Origin of the sequence: Burkholderia sp. 572 (assembly GCF_040545135.1) — a bacterium.
Classification (GTDB): Bacteria; Pseudomonadota; Gammaproteobacteria; order Burkholderiales; family Burkholderiaceae; genus Burkholderia; species Burkholderia cepacia.
Genome location: NZ_JBEPLH010000015.1, coordinates 97,727 through 114,302, shown reverse-complemented (window position 1 = coordinate 114,302; position 16,576 = coordinate 97,727). Strand labels below are relative to the sequence as shown.

General features: G+C 59.8%; 10 protein-coding genes, 1 tRNA gene and 1 pseudogene. 11 read left to right on the top strand and 1 reads right to left on the bottom strand.

Annotation, left to right across the window (positions count from 1 at the left end; genetic code table 11):
* Positions 1–4 precede the first annotated feature (4 nt).
* From ABIC51_RS26905 to ABIC51_RS26890, 4 genes are all read left to right on the top strand, one after another.
* Positions 5–763: a cytochrome c1 gene (locus ABIC51_RS26905; RefSeq protein WP_021161843.1), complete on the top strand. Its 759-nt coding sequence runs from the start codon at positions 5–7 to the stop codon at positions 761–763.
* Positions 764–856: 93 nt separating this feature from the next.
* Entirely contained in the window at positions 857–1,468 is a 612-nt protein-coding gene (locus ABIC51_RS26900; protein ID WP_006400565.1) for a glutathione S-transferase N-terminal domain-containing protein, read from the top strand.
* A gap of 71 nt (positions 1,469–1,539) precedes the next feature.
* Positions 1,540–2,067: a ClpXP protease specificity-enhancing factor gene (locus ABIC51_RS26895; protein ID WP_027788532.1), complete on the top strand. Its 528-nt coding sequence runs from the start codon at positions 1,540–1,542 to the stop codon at positions 2,065–2,067.
* An 18-nt stretch (positions 2,068–2,085) separates the two neighbouring features.
* A tRNA-Thr gene (locus tag ABIC51_RS26890) sits at positions 2,086–2,161 on the top strand.
* A gap of 215 nt (positions 2,162–2,376) precedes the next feature.
* Here ABIC51_RS26890 and ABIC51_RS26885 read toward each other — a convergent pair.
* Positions 2,377–3,699 (bottom strand): annotated as a pseudogene (locus ABIC51_RS26885) (transposase family protein); the annotation flags it as partial.
* 263 nt (positions 3,700–3,962) lie between these two features.
* Here ABIC51_RS26885 and ABIC51_RS26875 point away from each other — a divergent pair.
* The 7 genes from ABIC51_RS26875 to ABIC51_RS26845 all read left to right on the top strand — a co-directional run bounded on the left by ABIC51_RS26875 (position 3,963) and on the right by ABIC51_RS26845 (position 16,575).
* The gene (locus ABIC51_RS26875; protein ID WP_226129747.1) at positions 3,963–4,961 is read left to right on the top strand and encodes a helix-turn-helix transcriptional regulator; all 999 of its coding nucleotides are present in this window, start codon (positions 3,963–3,965) and stop codon (positions 4,959–4,961) included.
* A gap of 670 nt (positions 4,962–5,631) precedes the next feature.
* Positions 5,632–7,899: a hypothetical protein gene (locus ABIC51_RS26870; protein WP_226257498.1), complete on the top strand. Its 2,268-nt coding sequence runs from the start codon at positions 5,632–5,634 to the stop codon at positions 7,897–7,899.
* Positions 7,899–9,608 carry a LeoA/HP0731 family dynamin-like GTPase gene (locus ABIC51_RS26865; RefSeq protein ID WP_060319291.1) on the top strand — a complete coding sequence of 570 codons (1,710 nt, stop codon included), beginning with the start codon at positions 7,899–7,901 and terminating at the stop codon, positions 9,606–9,608. The genes ABIC51_RS26870 and ABIC51_RS26865 overlap by 1 nt, the downstream gene beginning before the upstream one ends.
* Before the next feature lie 378 nt (positions 9,609–9,986).
* Positions 9,987–10,493 (top strand): hypothetical protein, encoded by a 507-nt coding sequence (locus ABIC51_RS26860; protein WP_175901173.1) that lies wholly within the window; start codon positions 9,987–9,989, stop codon positions 10,491–10,493.
* 153 nt (positions 10,494–10,646) lie between these two features.
* Positions 10,647–11,810 carry a hypothetical protein gene (locus ABIC51_RS26855; protein ID WP_175901170.1) on the top strand — a complete coding sequence of 388 codons (1,164 nt, stop codon included), beginning with the start codon at positions 10,647–10,649 and terminating at the stop codon, positions 11,808–11,810.
* On the top strand, positions 11,807–13,810 hold the full coding sequence (locus ABIC51_RS26850) for a phospholipase D-like domain-containing protein (RefSeq protein ID WP_060082844.1): 2,004 nt from the start codon (positions 11,807–11,809) through the stop codon (positions 13,808–13,810). The genes ABIC51_RS26855 and ABIC51_RS26850 overlap by 4 nt, the downstream gene beginning before the upstream one ends.
* Positions 13,795–16,575, top strand: coding sequence for a helicase-related protein (locus tag ABIC51_RS26845; RefSeq protein ID WP_175901164.1), 2,781 nt, complete (start codon positions 13,795–13,797; stop codon positions 16,573–16,575). Before ABIC51_RS26850 ends, ABIC51_RS26845 begins: the two co-directional genes overlap by 16 nt.
* Position 16,576: the final 1 nt, after the last annotated feature.

Below are 16,576 nucleotides of genomic sequence, written 5' to 3'. Positions count from 1 at the left end.
CGACATGAAGAAACTGCTTTCGACACTCGCGCTGATCGGGGCGACCGCGTGTGCGCTGCTGGTGGCGCCGGCGGTGCGGGCGGAAGGTAATTTTCCGCTCGACCGGGCGCCCGATAACACGGAAAATCTCGTTTCGCTTCAGCACGGCGCGCAATTGTTTGTAAACTATTGCCTGAACTGCCACAGCGCGAACCTGATGCGCTACAACCGTCTGACGGATCTGGGCATATCCCAGAAGGAGATCGAAAAGAATCTCCTGTTCACGACCGACAAGGTCGGCAACACGATGTCCGTCGCGATGCGGCCTGAAGACGCGAAGAACTGGCTCGGCACCTCGCCGCCCGACCTGTCGGTCGAGGAGCGCGCGCGCGGCCGCGACTGGCTGTATACGTATCTGCGCAGCTTCTACCGCGACGATACGCGGCCGACCGGCTGGAACAACGCGGTGTTCGAGAACGTCGGCATGCCCCATGTACTGTGGCAGCTGCAAGGGCAGCGCACTGCCAAATTCGAAGACAAGACGGACGAGGAGACGGGCGAGAAGGTCCATACGCTCGTCGGCTTCCAGCAGGTCACGCCGGGGACACTGTCCGCGGTGGATTATGATGCTGCGGTTGCCGACCTGGTGGCGTACATGACCTGGATGTCCGAGCCGGCTCAGCAGACCCGCAAACGCCTCGGCGTATGGGTGCTGATCTTTCTCGGTGTCCTGACTTTCCTGGCCTGGCGGCTCAATGCCGCGTACTGGAAAGATATCAAGTAATCACGCCTGACCGGCGTGGGGCCGGCGCAAGGTGGAACCCCGGAAGGAGGTTCGCCGCGTGCCGGCCCTCGGCTTTTTTGAGGAAACGCAAACATGATGGTTCTGTATTCCGGCACAACTTGCCCGTTCTCCCAGCGTTGCCGGCTGGTGCTGTTCGAGAAGGGCATGGACTTCGAAATCCGTGACGTCGACCTGTTCAACAAGCCGGAAGACATTTCGGTGATGAACCCGTACGGTCAGGTGCCGATCCTGGTCGAACGCGACCTGATCCTGTACGAATCGAACATCATCAACGAGTACATCGACGAGCGCTTCCCGCACCCGCAACTGATGCCGGCCGACCCCGTGCAGCGCGCACGTGCACGCCTGTTCCTGCTCAACTTCGAGAAGGAACTGTTCGTCCACGTCAGCACGCTCGAGAACGAGAAGGGCAAGGCAGCGGAGAAGAATCACGAGAAGGCACGCCTCGCGATTCGCGATCGCCTGACGCAGCTCGCGCCGATCTTCGTGAAGAACAAGTACATGCTCGGCGAGGAATTCTCGATGCTCGACGTCGCGATCGCGCCGCTGCTGTGGCGTCTGGATCACTACGGCATCGAGCTGTCGAAGAACGCCGCGCCGCTGATGAAGTACGCCGAGCGGATCTTCAGCCGGCCGGCCTATATCGAAGCACTGACGCCGTCCGAAAAGGTCATGCGTCGTTGATGATGCAATGAAGGCAAGACGGGGAGGGCGGCGCGGCGTGCCGCGCGCCCGCTCCGGGTTCGAGGATTGTGATGCAAGAGATTTCAACGAAGCCTTATCTGCTGCGCGCGCTGTACGAGTGGTGCACCGATAACGGTTACACACCGCATATCGCGGTGAGGGTCGACAACTCGACGCGCGTGCCGCGTCAGTTCGTGCGTGACGGCGAGATCGTGCTCAACATCAGCTTCGAGGCGACGAGCCAGTTGCAGATGGGCAACGAGTGGATCGAGTTCACGGCCCGGTTCTCCGGGAAGGCGCACAAGATCGAGATTCCGGTTGCCAACGTGCTCGCGATCTATGCGCGCGAGAACGGGCAGGGGATGGCGTTCCAGGTCGATGCGGTTGCGGGCGAAGGCGAGGATTCGGGCGCGTTCGACGAAGAAGCCGCGCAGGCGGATGATGCGCAGCGTGACGAGTCGCCTGCTGCGTTGACGCCGGTTGCCGACCGCGGCGCGAACGAGGAACCCTCCGAAGGCGCCGACGAACCACCGAAAACCGACGGCGATGGCGACGGTTCGAAAGGTGGCAACAGACCTCGCCTCAAGATCGTGAAATGAGGTAGAATCTCGCGCTACGCCGGCTTAGCTCATCTGGTAGAGCAGTTGATTTGTAATCATCAGGTGGCGGGTTCGAGTCCTGCAGCCGGCACCAAACACTAGTTTCAAGTAGTACCCGGAAGTCCCGAAACCCGCGTCCAGCCTAGCGCTGACGCGGGTTTTTTGTTTCAGGACGTCCCGTGAGGGGCCGGGGCATCCCCAAAATTGGGGGGTAAGATTCGGGGCATGACTTCCGGGATTTGGAGGTATGCCGTATCCCCGACGAACATAAAAAAGCAAACCTCTTACCGATGCCAAGTGTAGTGGTCAACCAACCCCGGACATTACGTTAAGTTTTTCTTTCACGACGGACGGCGCCAGTCCGTCATTGAACTGATGCGGCCGTATCCAGTTGTACCGGTGCATCAGGTAGTGGCTGATATCCCGGTGTGCTTCCTGCGCGGAGATGTAACCCGCCGACGGCAGCCATTCGGTCTTGAAGCTGCGGAACAGCTTCTCCATCGGAGAATTGTCCCAACAATTTCCGCGACGGTTCATGCTCTGCTGTATCCGATAGCGCCACAGGCGCTGACGGAATTTCCGACTCGTATACCGACCACCTTGATCCGAGTGGAATAGCAACCCTTGTGGCAGACCATGCTGCTCATAGGCCATATCCAGAGCTTGCACGACCAGATCGGCGTCCGGGCGTGTCGAAAATACCCAGCCGACGACTCGGCGCGTGAACAAATCAAGTACGATGGCCAGGTAATGCCAACGGCCTTGTACCCAGACATACGTGATGTCGCCACACCAGACTTGATTTGGCGCATCAACCCCGAACTGACGGTTGAGATGGTTCGGAATATCGATCCTCTGGACCGTAGCTTGCTTGTACGCATGGCTGCCGGGCTGCTTGCAGATCAACCCCAGCTCTTCCATCAAGCGACTTACCTTGAAGCGGCCAATCGCCGTGCCTTCCTCGCGCATCATGCCCATCATGCTGCGGCCGCCAGCAGAGCCTCGACTCTCGACGAACGGTTCGTGCACCCGGCTGCGCAACGTCATACGTTCGGCATCTACGCGCTGGGCACGCCCCTGGTACGCATATAGACAGGGCCGCGATACATCGAATACCGCGCACATCAGTCCGACTGATTCGCCCGCGCAGATCTGATCGATCACTTCGTACGTTCGATGCCTTCCGACATCAAGAGCGCGGTAGCCGTTTTGTTAAAATGGCCTTCTCACGCGCGAGGCGTTCGATCTGCTTTTGCGCGACGACCTGCCCGAAGGCATTTTTACGGTGATCCCGTAATCCTTACGCATCACGTCGAGCACGGCCTCGAACAGCGCAGCCTTCTCCTGCGCCTCCCGCAATTGCGTTTCCAGTTCCTTGATGCGCTGCTCGAGGGTGAGCGGCTTCGATCCTTGCTTCGGCATGGTGGAGTCCGATGGGGCGCGACCGGATGGATCGGCCCAATCCTGCAAGCCGTGCTTGCGTAACCATACCAGCACTGTCGAGCGACCCTGGATGCCGTAGCGTCGCTGCGCCTCTTTGTACGTCAGCTCGCCTTTTTCGACCTGCGCCACGACCGACAGCTTAAAAGCCAGACTGTAGTCTCGCTGCGTCCGCTTGATCCCTTGCTCCACTTGCCACCTCTTCGATTCGTCGAAAAAGTGTCAACCTATTGCAGGACGGGGCAGCGGTGACAAAAAAGGCGGACCCGTGTTGCCGTATCGTTTGCACGGTTCGACTCCCTAGCGTCAGCAATATTTTGGAAGGCGACTACGCGCCCTCGAACAATATCTCGCAGGTTGCACTCAAGAATCACCAAAAAATGTCGTTAGATAAAGCGATGGACCCGTGAGCCATTTCCCCTGATTCCATTCCCGATATGCTGGATCGAGAAATCATGCAGGTTCTGCCCGATGCAGGCAGAGACGAAGAACCACTTTCCACGCCGGATGTGCATCGCAAGCTCAGCGCCACGCTGATTGATCCTCCGGTTGTGAAGACGGTGCAGCGCTGGCTGGAGGATCTGCTCGAAAGCGGGCTCGTCGTCATGGAGCAGCGCGGGCGAGCCAAGTATTGGCGCAAGGTTGCAGGAGCGAGTGGCCTCGCCGCGAAGGCAGCCGGCATCATGACGCACGACGAGGCGCTGGCGCTCCAGACCTTACGTCGCTTTTCGACCTGGCGTATTCCAACGTTGGTGGCTGACACGTTAGCCCCGCTGTTCGATGTGGCGGGCAAGCGGCTGGCTGCTGTCAACAGTGAGCATGAGCGGCGCTACCGCAAATGGATCGACAAGATCGAGGTCGAGGTCGGCAGCTTCACGTTGCAATATCCTGAGGTCGATTCCGACGTATTCGCTCAAGTTTCACAAGCGCTCTTTTACGAGCAGCAACTTGAAATCGTCTACCAGCCACGCACGAAGGTCGATAACACCGATGCAAAGGTCGTCCACCCGCTAGGGTTAGTTGAAGTGGGCGGGCTAGTTTATCTCGTGGCGGCGATGCCTCGCCATCCGAATCCGGCAATGTACCGGCTCGATCGTTTCCTGCGCGCTACTATCTTGCCCGAGTCGTTTGCCTATCCGCGCGCGTTCAGGCTCTCGAAGTATGTACGGGAGCAGCGTCAGTTCGACTTTATGGTCGAAGGTGAGGTCCGTCTAAGGCTGCGGTTCACGAACGGCGCTGGCCATCATCTGCAGGAAGCGCCGCTGTCCGCGGATCAGCAGGTCAGCCAGAGTGGCGACACGCTTGAGGTGAACGGGACGGTGCTGTTGAGCCAGCGTTTACGGTGGTGGTTGCGGGCGTTTGGGCCGAACGTCGAAGTGTTGGCGCCGGAGTGCCTGCGCTCCGAGTTGGCAGCAGAAGCGAGGGCACTGGCTGGGATTTACGAAGGCGGGTGAGATTGTGAAAGGCGCTCTGCCGATGCACGAGCTGATTGCGGAGTATGTGCAGCTACGCCGTTGCGCTACTGGATTGGTATCTATCGAGGGCGGTCGGACATGATTTGTCTGAATGTGAGGCTAAGTTGATAAGGTGGCGTATCGAAGCCGTTCTTTTTCGCCTCTCAAAGGAGAAAACATGTTTACGAATTGCAATTCCTCCCCCCTGCAACATCTGGCCGCATTTGCGATCGTTTTTGTTGCCGCGGTAGTGGGAACGGTGGCCGTAGGAGCATATGTCGATTCGGCAACGAGCGATGCGCAACGCGGATGAATGACCAGTGTCAGATAGGTTGTGAGTTTGAGGTAGCCTGCCACGTATAACAAACAAACTACCAGAAGTGATATGCCAGTACGCCCAGCGCCCTTTACGTTGAAATGTGGTCAGTGCGGTTGGAAACATATGTTTTCCCCGCGTAGCGATGTCCTGACGCCGAACGTCGATATTCGTTCGCATTGTCCTCGGTGTGGTGCGGCTACATTGCTCCAGTCACAGTCGAATTTGATCGACCGGGTTTCGGCCCAATTCAAGCAGATTTTTCAGCGCAAGTGATTGCAGTACAACGCACACGGGAACGGTTTGCCAGAACGTGAGCGAGTCAAGGCATGACCCGTGCAGTGAGCATCCGTCGTGTCTGTTCGATCAATTTTTAAGAACCTCATGGCAGGTTTTCTACGTCTATCGAGTTGGGGCGATATGCAACAAACTGACGGTACATCATCGAATGGCCTACACCAGGTCGTATTGAACGAAATCGACGATTTGCTCAGGCAGCTCAAACTCGATTCGACGGACCCGCGCGTCGCAAGCGCGATGAAGCAGGTCGTGGATCTCGTCGCTCCGATCCATGACGATCTTGCGAAGCGAATAGAGGACTTGCAACGGCACGCGCGCTGGGACACGTTTACCATCGCGTTCTATGGCGAAACGAACGCGGGCAAGTCGACGATCATCGAAACCTTGCGCATTCTGCTGCAAGAGCGAACGAAGGCCGAGGCGCGCGCCGCGTTTCGCGCGAAGGAGGCCGAGTTCGGCATCAGCGAAGCATCGTTGGCGGCGCGCGCGCAGTCGATCGAGGCAAGCCGCGCGACGCTCGACGCGCAGCGCGCGCAAGCCGCCGAACGTAACGCGCAACTCGACGCGGATCTCGAAGCGCTCCAGCAGGAACTGAATGGGCTGCGTTTTGCGATTGAGGCGAAGAAGCGGGCCGCGTCCTCCTGGCAAAAGCTCGTGTGGCTGTTCAGCAAGCCACCAGAGGAACTCGAGTTCGCGCGTACCGTGCAGCGGCAGCGGGAACTTGCGGCGGCGCACGCGGCTGAGCGTGCGCTGCTCGATGCGCAGCTCGACGGCGCGCAAACTGCCCTTCAGTCGCTCGAAGCCGAGCAAACGAAGGCGCATGCGATGCTCGACAGCCTCGCGCCGTTCGCGGACGGCCAGATTATCGGCACGGGCCGTTCCGACTACACCCTCGACGCACACGGCTACCAATTCGATGCGAACGGTCAGCGCTTCGAACTGCTCGACGTGCCCGGCATCGAGGGCAAGGAAACACGCGTCATCGACAGCATTCTCGGTGCGGTGAAGGCCGCGCATGCGGTGTTCTATGTGACCGGCAAGCCTTCGGCGCCGCAGACCGGTGACAAGGATGGGCAAGGCACGCTCGAAAAGATTCGCGAGCATCTCGGCGATCAAACCGAAGTCTGGTCGATCTTCAACAAGCGCATCACGAACCCGATCCAGCTCGAAAAAGGCGATTTGCTGAACGAGGGCGAACGCGTGAGCCTGGCCGTGCTCGACGAAACGATGCGCGAGCATCTGGGCAACAACTATCAGCGTTACATCGCGCTGAGCGCGCAGCCCGCGTTTCTCGCGGCGGCCGATTGCCTTGTGCCGGGCTCGGACGCCGCGCGTAGCCGAGAGAAGTTCCTCGCGAAGGCGAGTCCCGCGGACGTGCTCGCGAGGTCGGGTTTCCAGTCGTTTCTCGACTGGCTTAGCGGCAGCATGGTGACCGACAGCGACGCGCGTATCCGTGCCTCGAACGTCAACAAAGTGCGCAGCGCCGTGCAGACGGCGGCCGGTACGATCGCGCTGATCCAGCGTGACAGTTTCGCGCTGCTTGCGGCGGACGTGGAGCGCGACTGGACCCACGTCAGCGAGCAGCTGGAGCTTGCGGTGAGCGCGCTCGGCCCCGCGTTGCAAACGCATGCTGACGCCGCGATCCGCACGTTCGAAACGCGCGTGCGCGAGCAGATTTACGAGCGGATCAGGGATGGCATTGATAACGATGACGTTAAGGATGCACTGAGCGCGGCGATGAAGCGCGAGCAGGCGAAGCTTGAATCGGCCCTGCCGACGCTGATGGAGAGGGAGCTCGCGCGTTTCCAGCGGGACGTGAGCGATACGCTCGAACGCTTCCAGCGGCGCATCGAGGAACTGCAGGATGCGTATCGATCGATCGGCACGCCGACGCTCGGTAGCTTCGAATTGAACATGAAGTTCGATAGCGGCGTAAATTACATGTCGCTCATTGCGGCGCTCGCAGGGGGGCTGATGATGATCTGGAATCCTGTCGGCTGGGTGTCGCTTGCGATCGGCGGAGTGACGCTTGTCGTGAGCATCGCGAAAGCAGTCTGGGGCTTCTTCGATAGCGATTACAAGAAATCTCAGCAGCGCAAGACCGCGAACGAGAACATCGATCGCGTCGTCGGTCGCATGGACGTTTCGATGAAAAGCAGTTGCGACAAGGTGATGGAGAGCGTCCAGGCGCGTATCGGCGAGATCGCTGCCGAAGTCGAGCGATCGGTCGATCAGGTGGCGCATGTCAATTCAACGCTGATCCGCGTTAGCGCGAATCTCGCGCAATTTTCTACCACGATTTCCGAAACAGAGGCAGTGTAATGGAACAGACGCTCAAGTCTTTCAAGGAACGGCAAGCGGAAACGTTGAAGGTGCTCAGCGATCTGCGGGCGTTCCTCGCGCAAGGTGAAGCGTTCGGTATCGACACCGATCCGAACGTCAAGACGAAGCTCGACAATGCGATTCGCAGCATGGAAGAGGACAAGCTGCGCGTCGTGCTGATTGGCGGTTTTTCCGAAGGCAAGACGGCTATCGCAGCCGCGTGGCTCGAACGGCTCGACAAGTCGACTATGAAAATCAGCCATGAGGAATCGTCAAATGCAGTGACGGTCTACGAGGCGAGCCCCGATTGCTTGCTGATCGACACGCCGGGTTTGTTCGGCTTCAAGGAGCAGTTCGACGCGCAAACCAATACGCTTGAAAAGTACAAGGAACTCACGCGCAAGTACGTGAGTGAGGCGCATCTCGTGGTTTATGTGATGGACCCGACGAACCCGATCAAGGAGAGCCATCGAGATGATCTCACCTGGCTGTTCCGCTCGCTGAACCTGCTGCCGCGCACGGTGTTCGTGTTGAGCCGCTTCGACGCGGTCGCGGATGTCGAGGACGAGCACGAATATGCGAAGCTCTTCGCGATCAAAAAGGACAACGTGGCGGGCCGCCTGCGCGATCTGATCGCGCTGACCGACGCGGAGAGCGCGGAGCTCGCCGTGGTGGCCGTCGCGGCCGATCCGTTCGAGATGGGCACCGAATACTGGCTTGCGGACCTCGAGCGTTTTCGCGCGCTCTCGCGCATCGGGCTGCTTCAGCACGCAACGTCGGAAAAGGTTTCCGCGGCGGGAGGCATCGCGGCCGTCGTCGACGAAACGCGGCGCAGCATCGTGCGTGACGTGCTTGGCAAGCAATTGCCTATTGCCATCCATAACGACGATCGCATCGCGCAGGAAGTGACCCGCCTCGAAACGATGAACAACCAGTTGCGTAAACAACTGATTTCATCCGATACACGTATCAACGATGTACGCATTGGTCTGCGTAGCTTTGTGACAGACTTCTTCACGGATCTGATCCTGCAGGCGCGTGGTCAGTCGATGGAAACGTTCGCGGAATTCTTCGAGCGCAATATCGGTTCCGACGGAGTGGTGCTCAATGCGAATCTGCAAAACGCGTTCGATCAGCAGATGCGCTCGGTGAAATTCGAGGTCAGCAAGATGGCCGTCGGTTTCGACGCGGAGGTGAATCACTTCAACGCGAGCGTGCGTGTGTACGGCAAGCAGGGAATCGATTATGTAGTTAAGAGCGGCCTGATCAATAACACGTCGGTGCTGGCGGCGCGCGATGGCATTGTTGGTGTCGCGAAGGTCGTTGGACTCGATCTTGGCAAGATGCTGAAGTTCAAGCCGTGGGGCGCCGTCAATCTTGCGAAGGGGCTCAACGGCTTGCTGTCGGCATTTGGTCTTGCGCTCGAAATCTGGGACTCTGTGGAGCAAATGAAGCGCGAACAGGCGTTTCGCAAGGTGCTCGACAAGATGGTCGAGAACTTTGAGAGCCAGCGCGCGGAATTGCTCAGTTTGATCGGTGGGCCGCAATTCGAGGACCAGTTCTTCCCAGAACTCGTCGATTTGCGCGCCAATGTAACGGCGGTCGAGCAAAGCGTCGTGGTGGGACGCGAGAAGCGCGAGCAGTTCCATCGCTGGCGCGATCAAGGCGAAGCGATCGATGCGGAGTTTCGGATGATGGATGCGGCGTAATCGGGCCTTCCATTAATTCCATGGCCCGATGCTGGTCATGCCGCCCGCAGTACGGGCGGTGTGCTACATATAGCCATGCTAAGGAGACGCGCGAAAGTACGTTGAAACTGGGTGATTATGCAGCGGCCGTGCGCAGGGAATGGAGTTCATCTGAGTTGCGCCAGTTGCTATATCAACGTTTCAATGGAGAGCGGGCGTGTCAGGGAAATGCAAATTTTGTGGGTCATCGTCATATGGAACGTGTAGCAACAGTCCGTTCTGGAAGCACAAGCATGGGAGCGGTGCCAACAAGTGCATTTATTGTGGATCGGCCTCTACGGGGACGTGTTCCTCCAGCCCTCACGGACAGCATAAAAAATAAACTGCAGTGATCGGCGAGTGAGCGTTACCCCGAACCTGAAATCAATCTCGAAATCGAAGTTGATCGCGTATCGACAATGCCCGAAGCGTCTCTGGCTGGAAATTCATCGCAATGAGCTTCGCGCTGATTCGGAGTATTCCCGAGCTCGCATTGAGGTTGGCAACATTGCAAAGCGCCTGTACGACCCCGACGGCAAGGGTATCGATCTGAATGCGCAGCGCGATGGATACGGGGAGACGTTTTCGCGCTCGATGGACCTACTGCGGGACGGGTATCCGCTTTTCGAGGTTGGCTTTTCGTCGGGCGGTGTCTGTGCCTTTGCCGACGTCATGCTGCTGGTACGCAAGGGCGGACGGAAGGGTTGGCGTATGGTCAAGTCGCCCTCTTCGGTCAAAGACTATCACCGTGACGATCCACCGATCCAGTCGTTTGCCGCTCGCGGCGCTGGGGTGCTGCTTGTTGATCTCGCACTGGCACACATCGATACCGAGAATTTACGCACAGTGAGTTCAGCGTTTTGCTGATTTGATATGTCTACCTTGTCGTTGCTTGATCAACTACCCCGTCTATCTGCATACGACCCAGGCGCCACGGGGGAGGGTGGCCTCGATCCACTAGGTCTGAGTGCTGTCGCGGATCGCATTGCCGATGTGTCGGTTCCCGGGCTTCGGGCCCGGATGAGCCAACCGCGCTTCGTCACGCTTTCTGCTGTTGGCGCGATCGCGTATCAGGCACTGCATGATCTGAGGACCGACGATGGCAAGACTACTGTCGATATCGCATTCGAGTGGGTCGTCGTCGAAGCCATGGTTCGAAACCCCGGTGACAGCCGCACAGAAGGGCTACCCGGCAGCCAGAAGGCCGCACGAGCGAAGGCAGCGAACGAGCGACTGAGTCAGCGGAACTATTTGAGCGGACCTCGGGTATTTGGCTTCACGGGAGTCTATCGCCCCTTCTCCCGTGACGCCAGCGTGCTCACGTCGGATGACCTCCCCGCCGAGAACGCGGCTCGCTTGGTGCAAGCGTGGGAACGCGACTTCCAGTTGAACGGTTACGTAGATGGCCTCCCCGGCGAGCCAGGTGGGCAACTGCGTAGGGCCATCGCCGAAGCATGCCGACGTACGCTCGAAAGCGGAGAATGCGTGGTGCCTCCGACGGGGAAGCTTCTTAGCGATCTTTCCAACTACCTCGCGCCGCGCGAAGCAAGGTCGAATGAGCGACGCGTGCTGCGTGAACTCATTGCCACTGGTGCACACGAGATCCGCAACGAACTCGCTACGCAACTGGCTGTGAACCCGCCGCCGCCCGAAATATCACAGCGGGACCTCGCGCTACAACTGAAGCTGAAAGTGAGCAAGTCCGCGCGCGTGGCCCTACGGGCAGCTATCGATTATGAAGACGCGGCCACCGCGCTCGATAACACGTTCCGGCGCTTCCTTGCATGGACGGCAAAGCAGCATGGCTGCGTAATTACCCCATCCGATGCGCTGAAGACGCCGGGGCTAGCCGAGTTGGCGCCCAGAATTGGTGACCTCGTGCAGCGGGCTAGTGCCTCCGTGGCGGAACTGGACGACGAGGGGCTGTGCGACGATGCGCAGCGCGCCTTCTCTCGCTTTGCCGGCCCACTCACGCCTCGCGGATTCTTCGACGCACTCATCGAGCGCCACGAAGAAGTGCAGGCGGCCAAGAAGAAGCTCGCCTGGCTCGACCGGTTCGACGGAAACTGGACGGTGCGCCCGCCCTACCGCGACCAAGCAGGCGATTTGAACGACGGAACCTGGACGCATCCGATGCGCCTCGTGACATTAGCCCACTTCCTGACACAAACCCAAACCTCATGAAGCCGACCCCGCTGCTCGACTTCTGGCAGAAGCCTGTGGATGCCGGAGACCCGGTCGCGGTGCTAGCCACGACCTTTGCACTGGAAACAGACTTTTTCGAGCAGAACTGCCTCGCACGCTTTCTCGAAGTCTCCAGCGTGAACGAGGACACAAAATCCATTGACGACATCGTTGCTGACGTCGAACTCCACGAACTGCTGCAGAACACGCGCGTGACGGTCCTGGCGGATCGCAGCGCACCGGGACAGCGGACGTCGTTGCTCTGGGATCTGCTCAGTTGCCGAGTCGGTAGCGGCGGCTTGCTCCACGCAAAGGTCTCAGTGCTCATCTGGGAGAAAGCAACACGGGTCATCCTCGGCTCGGCTAACCTGACTGCGGCTGGCTACCGCCGTCAGATCGAACTCGGCCTCGCCGCGGACCTCGGGCCCGGATGCTTGTTCCCGCCGCAAGTGCTTGGCGAGATTGCCGATGAACTGGAGTCGTACCTGACGTTAGTCCCCGGCTACGACGGCGGTGCAGCCGCGTTCACTCGCGCAGCGAACACGCTGAAATTGTTTCGCCAGCGTATCGCGCAGCAATCGGAGCAGCGCCGGACCGTGCGCGTCGCCTTCGGACCGACGAACCCAATGGCCAGTCCGCTCGATGTATGGAAAGACGCCTGGAGCGGGGCGCAGCCGCTCAAGGCGACACATCTTTCCCCGTTCTGGGATTCTGACGACAGAGGGGTTCTGGAGAGCACTGCGGCATTGCTCACGGGACGTCCCGCAAGTGAGCGCGCTCAGCGTGTCGCGGTCGTCCTTGGCCCGTGTGGGCAGGTCGCCTTCCCGCACGCGCTCAAAGCGTGCGTCGATTCGGTTCATCAACTCAAGGAACCAGATCAGGAACTCCGTACGCTTCACGCCAAATGCCTGCTCCTCACGAGCAAAGAGTGGGTCGCAGCACTCGTTGGCAGCTCAAACCACACACGGCGCGGATTCGGCCTCGTGAAAAACGGCCGCCATCGCGAGATGAACGTCTGGCTCGGCGCGCCGCTCGACAGCAAGGAGGGCAAGGCACTGCTCGACCTCATCTCACTTGGTAAGCCCATTCCCGAGAACGCAAAGGAAGCCGAACCGAAAGACGAAGACGAAGCCACATTGCTTGCGCTGCCATCGTGCTTTGGTCTGTGCCGGGTGGCGCGAAGTGTCGATGATGCGCTATGGTCGCTGCATCTCGGCGTCACCGCCGCAACGAACGATATGCCCGACAAGTGGGCAGTGAGCCTAGCCCCCGGTGGTTCTCCTCTCCTGACGCGCGCGCAGTGGGAGATGAATGGCAAACCCCCGACGACCGTGGTCCAGCTAACGCAGGCAACACTACCGATATGCGTGCACGTTCGCTGGGACGACAATGAGACAGCATGGGCGGTGCTCGCCGATGACCGGCACGGCTTGCCGCCAGGGCCGATGCTCTCTAGCCTGCGCGCGCAGCATCTGCTCGATGCGCTCGCGACTGGCCGCTCGTTGGCACAGGTGTTGCGCGAGGAATTAGAGCGTCGGGAAGTGGAGAAAAAGAAGAAAACCGGCCCCACCCTCGACCCGCTAAAGCGGTTCGAGATTGCGGGTTCCCTGCTGCGCAGAGGGCGCGCGCTGGCCGCCTCGCTCAGCGCGATGCAGCGCCGTCTCGAACGCCAGGTCCTCGCCGCCGACACGCTACGTGCACACCTCGCGGGCCCGCTCGGCCCCGAGTTCGTTGCGGAGAAGGTCGTCGAGGCCTTCGAAGTGGATCAGCAAACGCGCGCCGAAGCCGTCTTCACGCTCGCCGAAATCGCTCTGGCAGTCGGCCGGGTCGACTGGGCTTACGTTCTCGAACATATCGATCGCACCGAAGGTCTCACTCTCGTCAGCGATACGCTCGAACGACTCGATGCGTTGCGGGCCAGGGTTGGCGAAGAGCCAGCCGACCTCGCGTCCTATGCCCGCCGCGCAATTAAGGAGGCACGCCAATGTCTGACCGCTTGACCGACCGTCTGCGCCTTACCACCGAGTCCCGCTTCAAAGGGGACTGGGCGCGCCAGCGCCATACCGCGGCCGATATCCTGGCGAGACTGCGAACCCAGGAGGGTGTGATCCTGGCCGATCAGGTCGGTATGGGAAAGACTTATGTCGCCTTGGCAGTGGCAGTCAATCAGATTCTTTCGACCCCGGAGTTGGAGCAAGTTGTAATCTTTGCGCCGCCGGCGGTAGCCGACAAGTGGGTACGCGAGTGGGGAAAATTCAGTGAGTCGCTGCTTGAACCTGGCACCGGCATACGTTGTGTAGAAGCGCCCATCCGTAGCGCAGAGGCTTTCCTTAAGCAGCTCGACGATCGTCCCGAGGATCGCGCCCATCTCATCATCGTGACGCACACCGCGTTGACGGCAACGCTGAAGGACACCTTCGTCCAGCTCGCGCTGCTTTACTATGCCACCCGTCGTGTGCATGGCGGCGCTGAGCTGCGGCAGCGCGTTGCGAAATGGTCCGACGGGCTAAAGGGCTTGGTGCGCAACAGTCGGTTCACATCTGAAAATGTGGCCGCCCTGCTTGCCACTCCACCATCAAAGTGGCGAGAGACCTGGAAGCGCGAAACGGGTGAAGACTTGTCCGACAATCCAGTGCCCGCGGCGTTGGAAGATGCCGCGCGGAATCTTCGAGCGCACGATCTTGTCGCCGCGATCAAAGCATTGCCGATCAACGATTCGAGCCGCATTGACGATCGTCTCGAAAAAGCACGAATGGCGCTGAACGAAGTCATGCAGGACACTTGGCGATGGATGCTCTCATCGACCGACCTGGATCTTCCTCTGCTCATCGTGGACGAAGCGCATCGCCTCAAGAACCCGTCGACATTGATCAGCCAGCTGTTCCGCAAGCGCTCCAGCGACAGCGATGCGGGTGCCTTTGATGCCATTTTCCGCCGGATGCTCTTCCTGAGCGCGACGCCTTTCGAACTGGGGCACACGGAACTCGTCGAGGTGCTTAGCCGTATGGGCGCAGTCCGCCCGCTCGCTCCGCCGCCTGTGCAGCCGCTGAACGAGCGCCTGACCGAACTGAAGGATGTTCTCACAAAGGCGCAAGCCAGAGCGCTCACCTTCGATGCCGCATGGGGCCGGCTCTCGCACGAGGACGCGGCCGCGTTCGACGCATGGGCGCCGGACGTGCCGGCACCGGTCGGCGTCAGTGCCGTCGTACGCGAAGCCTGGGCGCACGCGAAGCTCGCCGTCGATGCTCGTCACGAAATGCACGCGTCGCTCAAGCCGTGGATTATTCGCCACGAGCGTTCGCACCGTCGCACTTATCATCCGGGTGCCGCCATCAATGTGAATGGCGGCAGCACTGCGGGTGGCCTGCCGATTCCTGAGAACGCGGCTCTGCCGTTCTTGCTCGCGGCGCGTGCACAGTCGGTTGCGCTCGATGAACGAGATGGGAAAGCGCGGCCGCTCTTTGCCTATGGCATCGCGTCCTCATATGAGGCGTTCGGACGCCACGACTCGGACGTGGAGCTCGACAGCGACAAGAAAGAAGAAGACGGTGTGAGCGCCGATACGACGGCTGCCGAATCGCATGCTGCGCTGGGTGCGGCCGGCTGGTATCGCCAGGAAATCAACCGGGCTCTAATGGATAAGAGCGTCTGTGACACGCACCCGAAGGTGCAGGCCACTATCGAGAAGGCTGCACAGCTTTGGCTTCGGGGCGAAAAGTGTCTGATCTTCTGCTGGTTCATAAGAACCGGCAAGGCTGTCGAGGATGCGTTGGCAAATCGCATCGACGATCTGATTCTGGAGCGGGCGCGGGACGCACTGGGTACGAAATCCACAGAGGAAACCCAAGATGCACTCGACCGGATCTCGGAGCGCCTTTTCCGCAGCGACAGCTCATCTTACGAACGCATACGGAAACGTCTTGTGGACGCGCTCACTGAGGCCGCAGAGGGGCGCAAAGATGTCCTCGACCTCGTGGCCGATGCTGCCATTCGACACTTGCGCACGCCCGGCTATCTTGTCCGCTATACCCGGCTTGCGCCTGGCATCAACGATAAGGACGTGTGGGCGGGCATTGAAGGCGATAACCCTCTCGGTATCGATCTGCTCGACCGGTGGTGCGAATTCGCTAGGCGTCTTGCGAAAGCACGTGGTCGCATCGAAGCCGTGAACCCGGGCGACTTGCAGAACAGTGAGTTCGCACGTATCAACGCGGCACTGCTCGGTGCCCCTACCGAGGACAGGCACGCTACGCGCCGCGGCGCGAGCCTACATCCAGTTCGGCGCGCGCATGGCAAGACGAAACGCGATATTCGCGAGCGCCTCATCGCGCTCTTCAATACCCCAGTTTTTCCGGACTTGCTCGTCGCGAGTTCAGTCATGGGGGAGGGCATTGACCTTCACCAGGAGTGCCGTTTCGTCATCCATCACGATCTGGACTGGAACCCCAGTGTGCTAGAGCAGCGTACTGGGCGACTCGATCGCATCGGTGCTCTTGCCGAACGCGAAGACAAGAAAATTGAGGTTTACGAACCGTATCTCGCCGGCACCCACGACGAGAAGATGTTCCGCGTTGTAAAGGATCGTGCACAGTGGTTCGACATCGTTATGGGGCGCGCGACTGGCGTAGACGAGCACGTCACTGATGCCGAAGAAGTACGAGTGCCGCTGCACGACAAGATCCGTCAGGCACTCACAATGGATCTTCGCAGCCCTGAACTGAAAAGCGCGTTTCTCCCATGCCGAACTGAAACTTCGTCTCCGTGAC

Excerpts from the sequence above, each read along its gene's own strand:
- ABIC51_RS26905 (WP_021161843.1), top strand. The coding sequence starts at position 5 with ATGAAGAAACTGCTTTCGACACTCGCGCTGATCGGGGCGACCGCGTGT.
- ABIC51_RS26900 (WP_006400565.1), top strand. The coding sequence starts at position 857 with ATGATGGTTCTGTATTCCGGCACAACTTGCCCGTTCTCCCAGCGTTGC.
- ABIC51_RS26895 (WP_027788532.1), top strand. The coding sequence starts at position 1,540 with ATGCAAGAGATTTCAACGAAGCCTTATCTGCTGCGCGCGCTGTACGAG.
- ABIC51_RS26875 (WP_226129747.1), top strand. The coding sequence starts at position 3,963 with ATGCAGGTTCTGCCCGATGCAGGCAGAGACGAAGAACCACTTTCCACG.
- ABIC51_RS26865 (WP_060319291.1), top strand. The coding sequence starts at position 7,899 with ATGGAACAGACGCTCAAGTCTTTCAAGGAACGGCAAGCGGAAACGTTG.
- ABIC51_RS26855 (WP_175901170.1), top strand. The coding sequence starts at position 10,647 with ATGAGCCAACCGCGCTTCGTCACGCTTTCTGCTGTTGGCGCGATCGCG.
- ABIC51_RS26850 (WP_060082844.1), top strand. The coding sequence starts at position 11,807 with ATGAAGCCGACCCCGCTGCTCGACTTCTGGCAGAAGCCTGTGGATGCC.
- ABIC51_RS26845 (WP_175901164.1), top strand. The coding sequence starts at position 13,795 with ATGTCTGACCGCTTGACCGACCGTCTGCGCCTTACCACCGAGTCCCGC.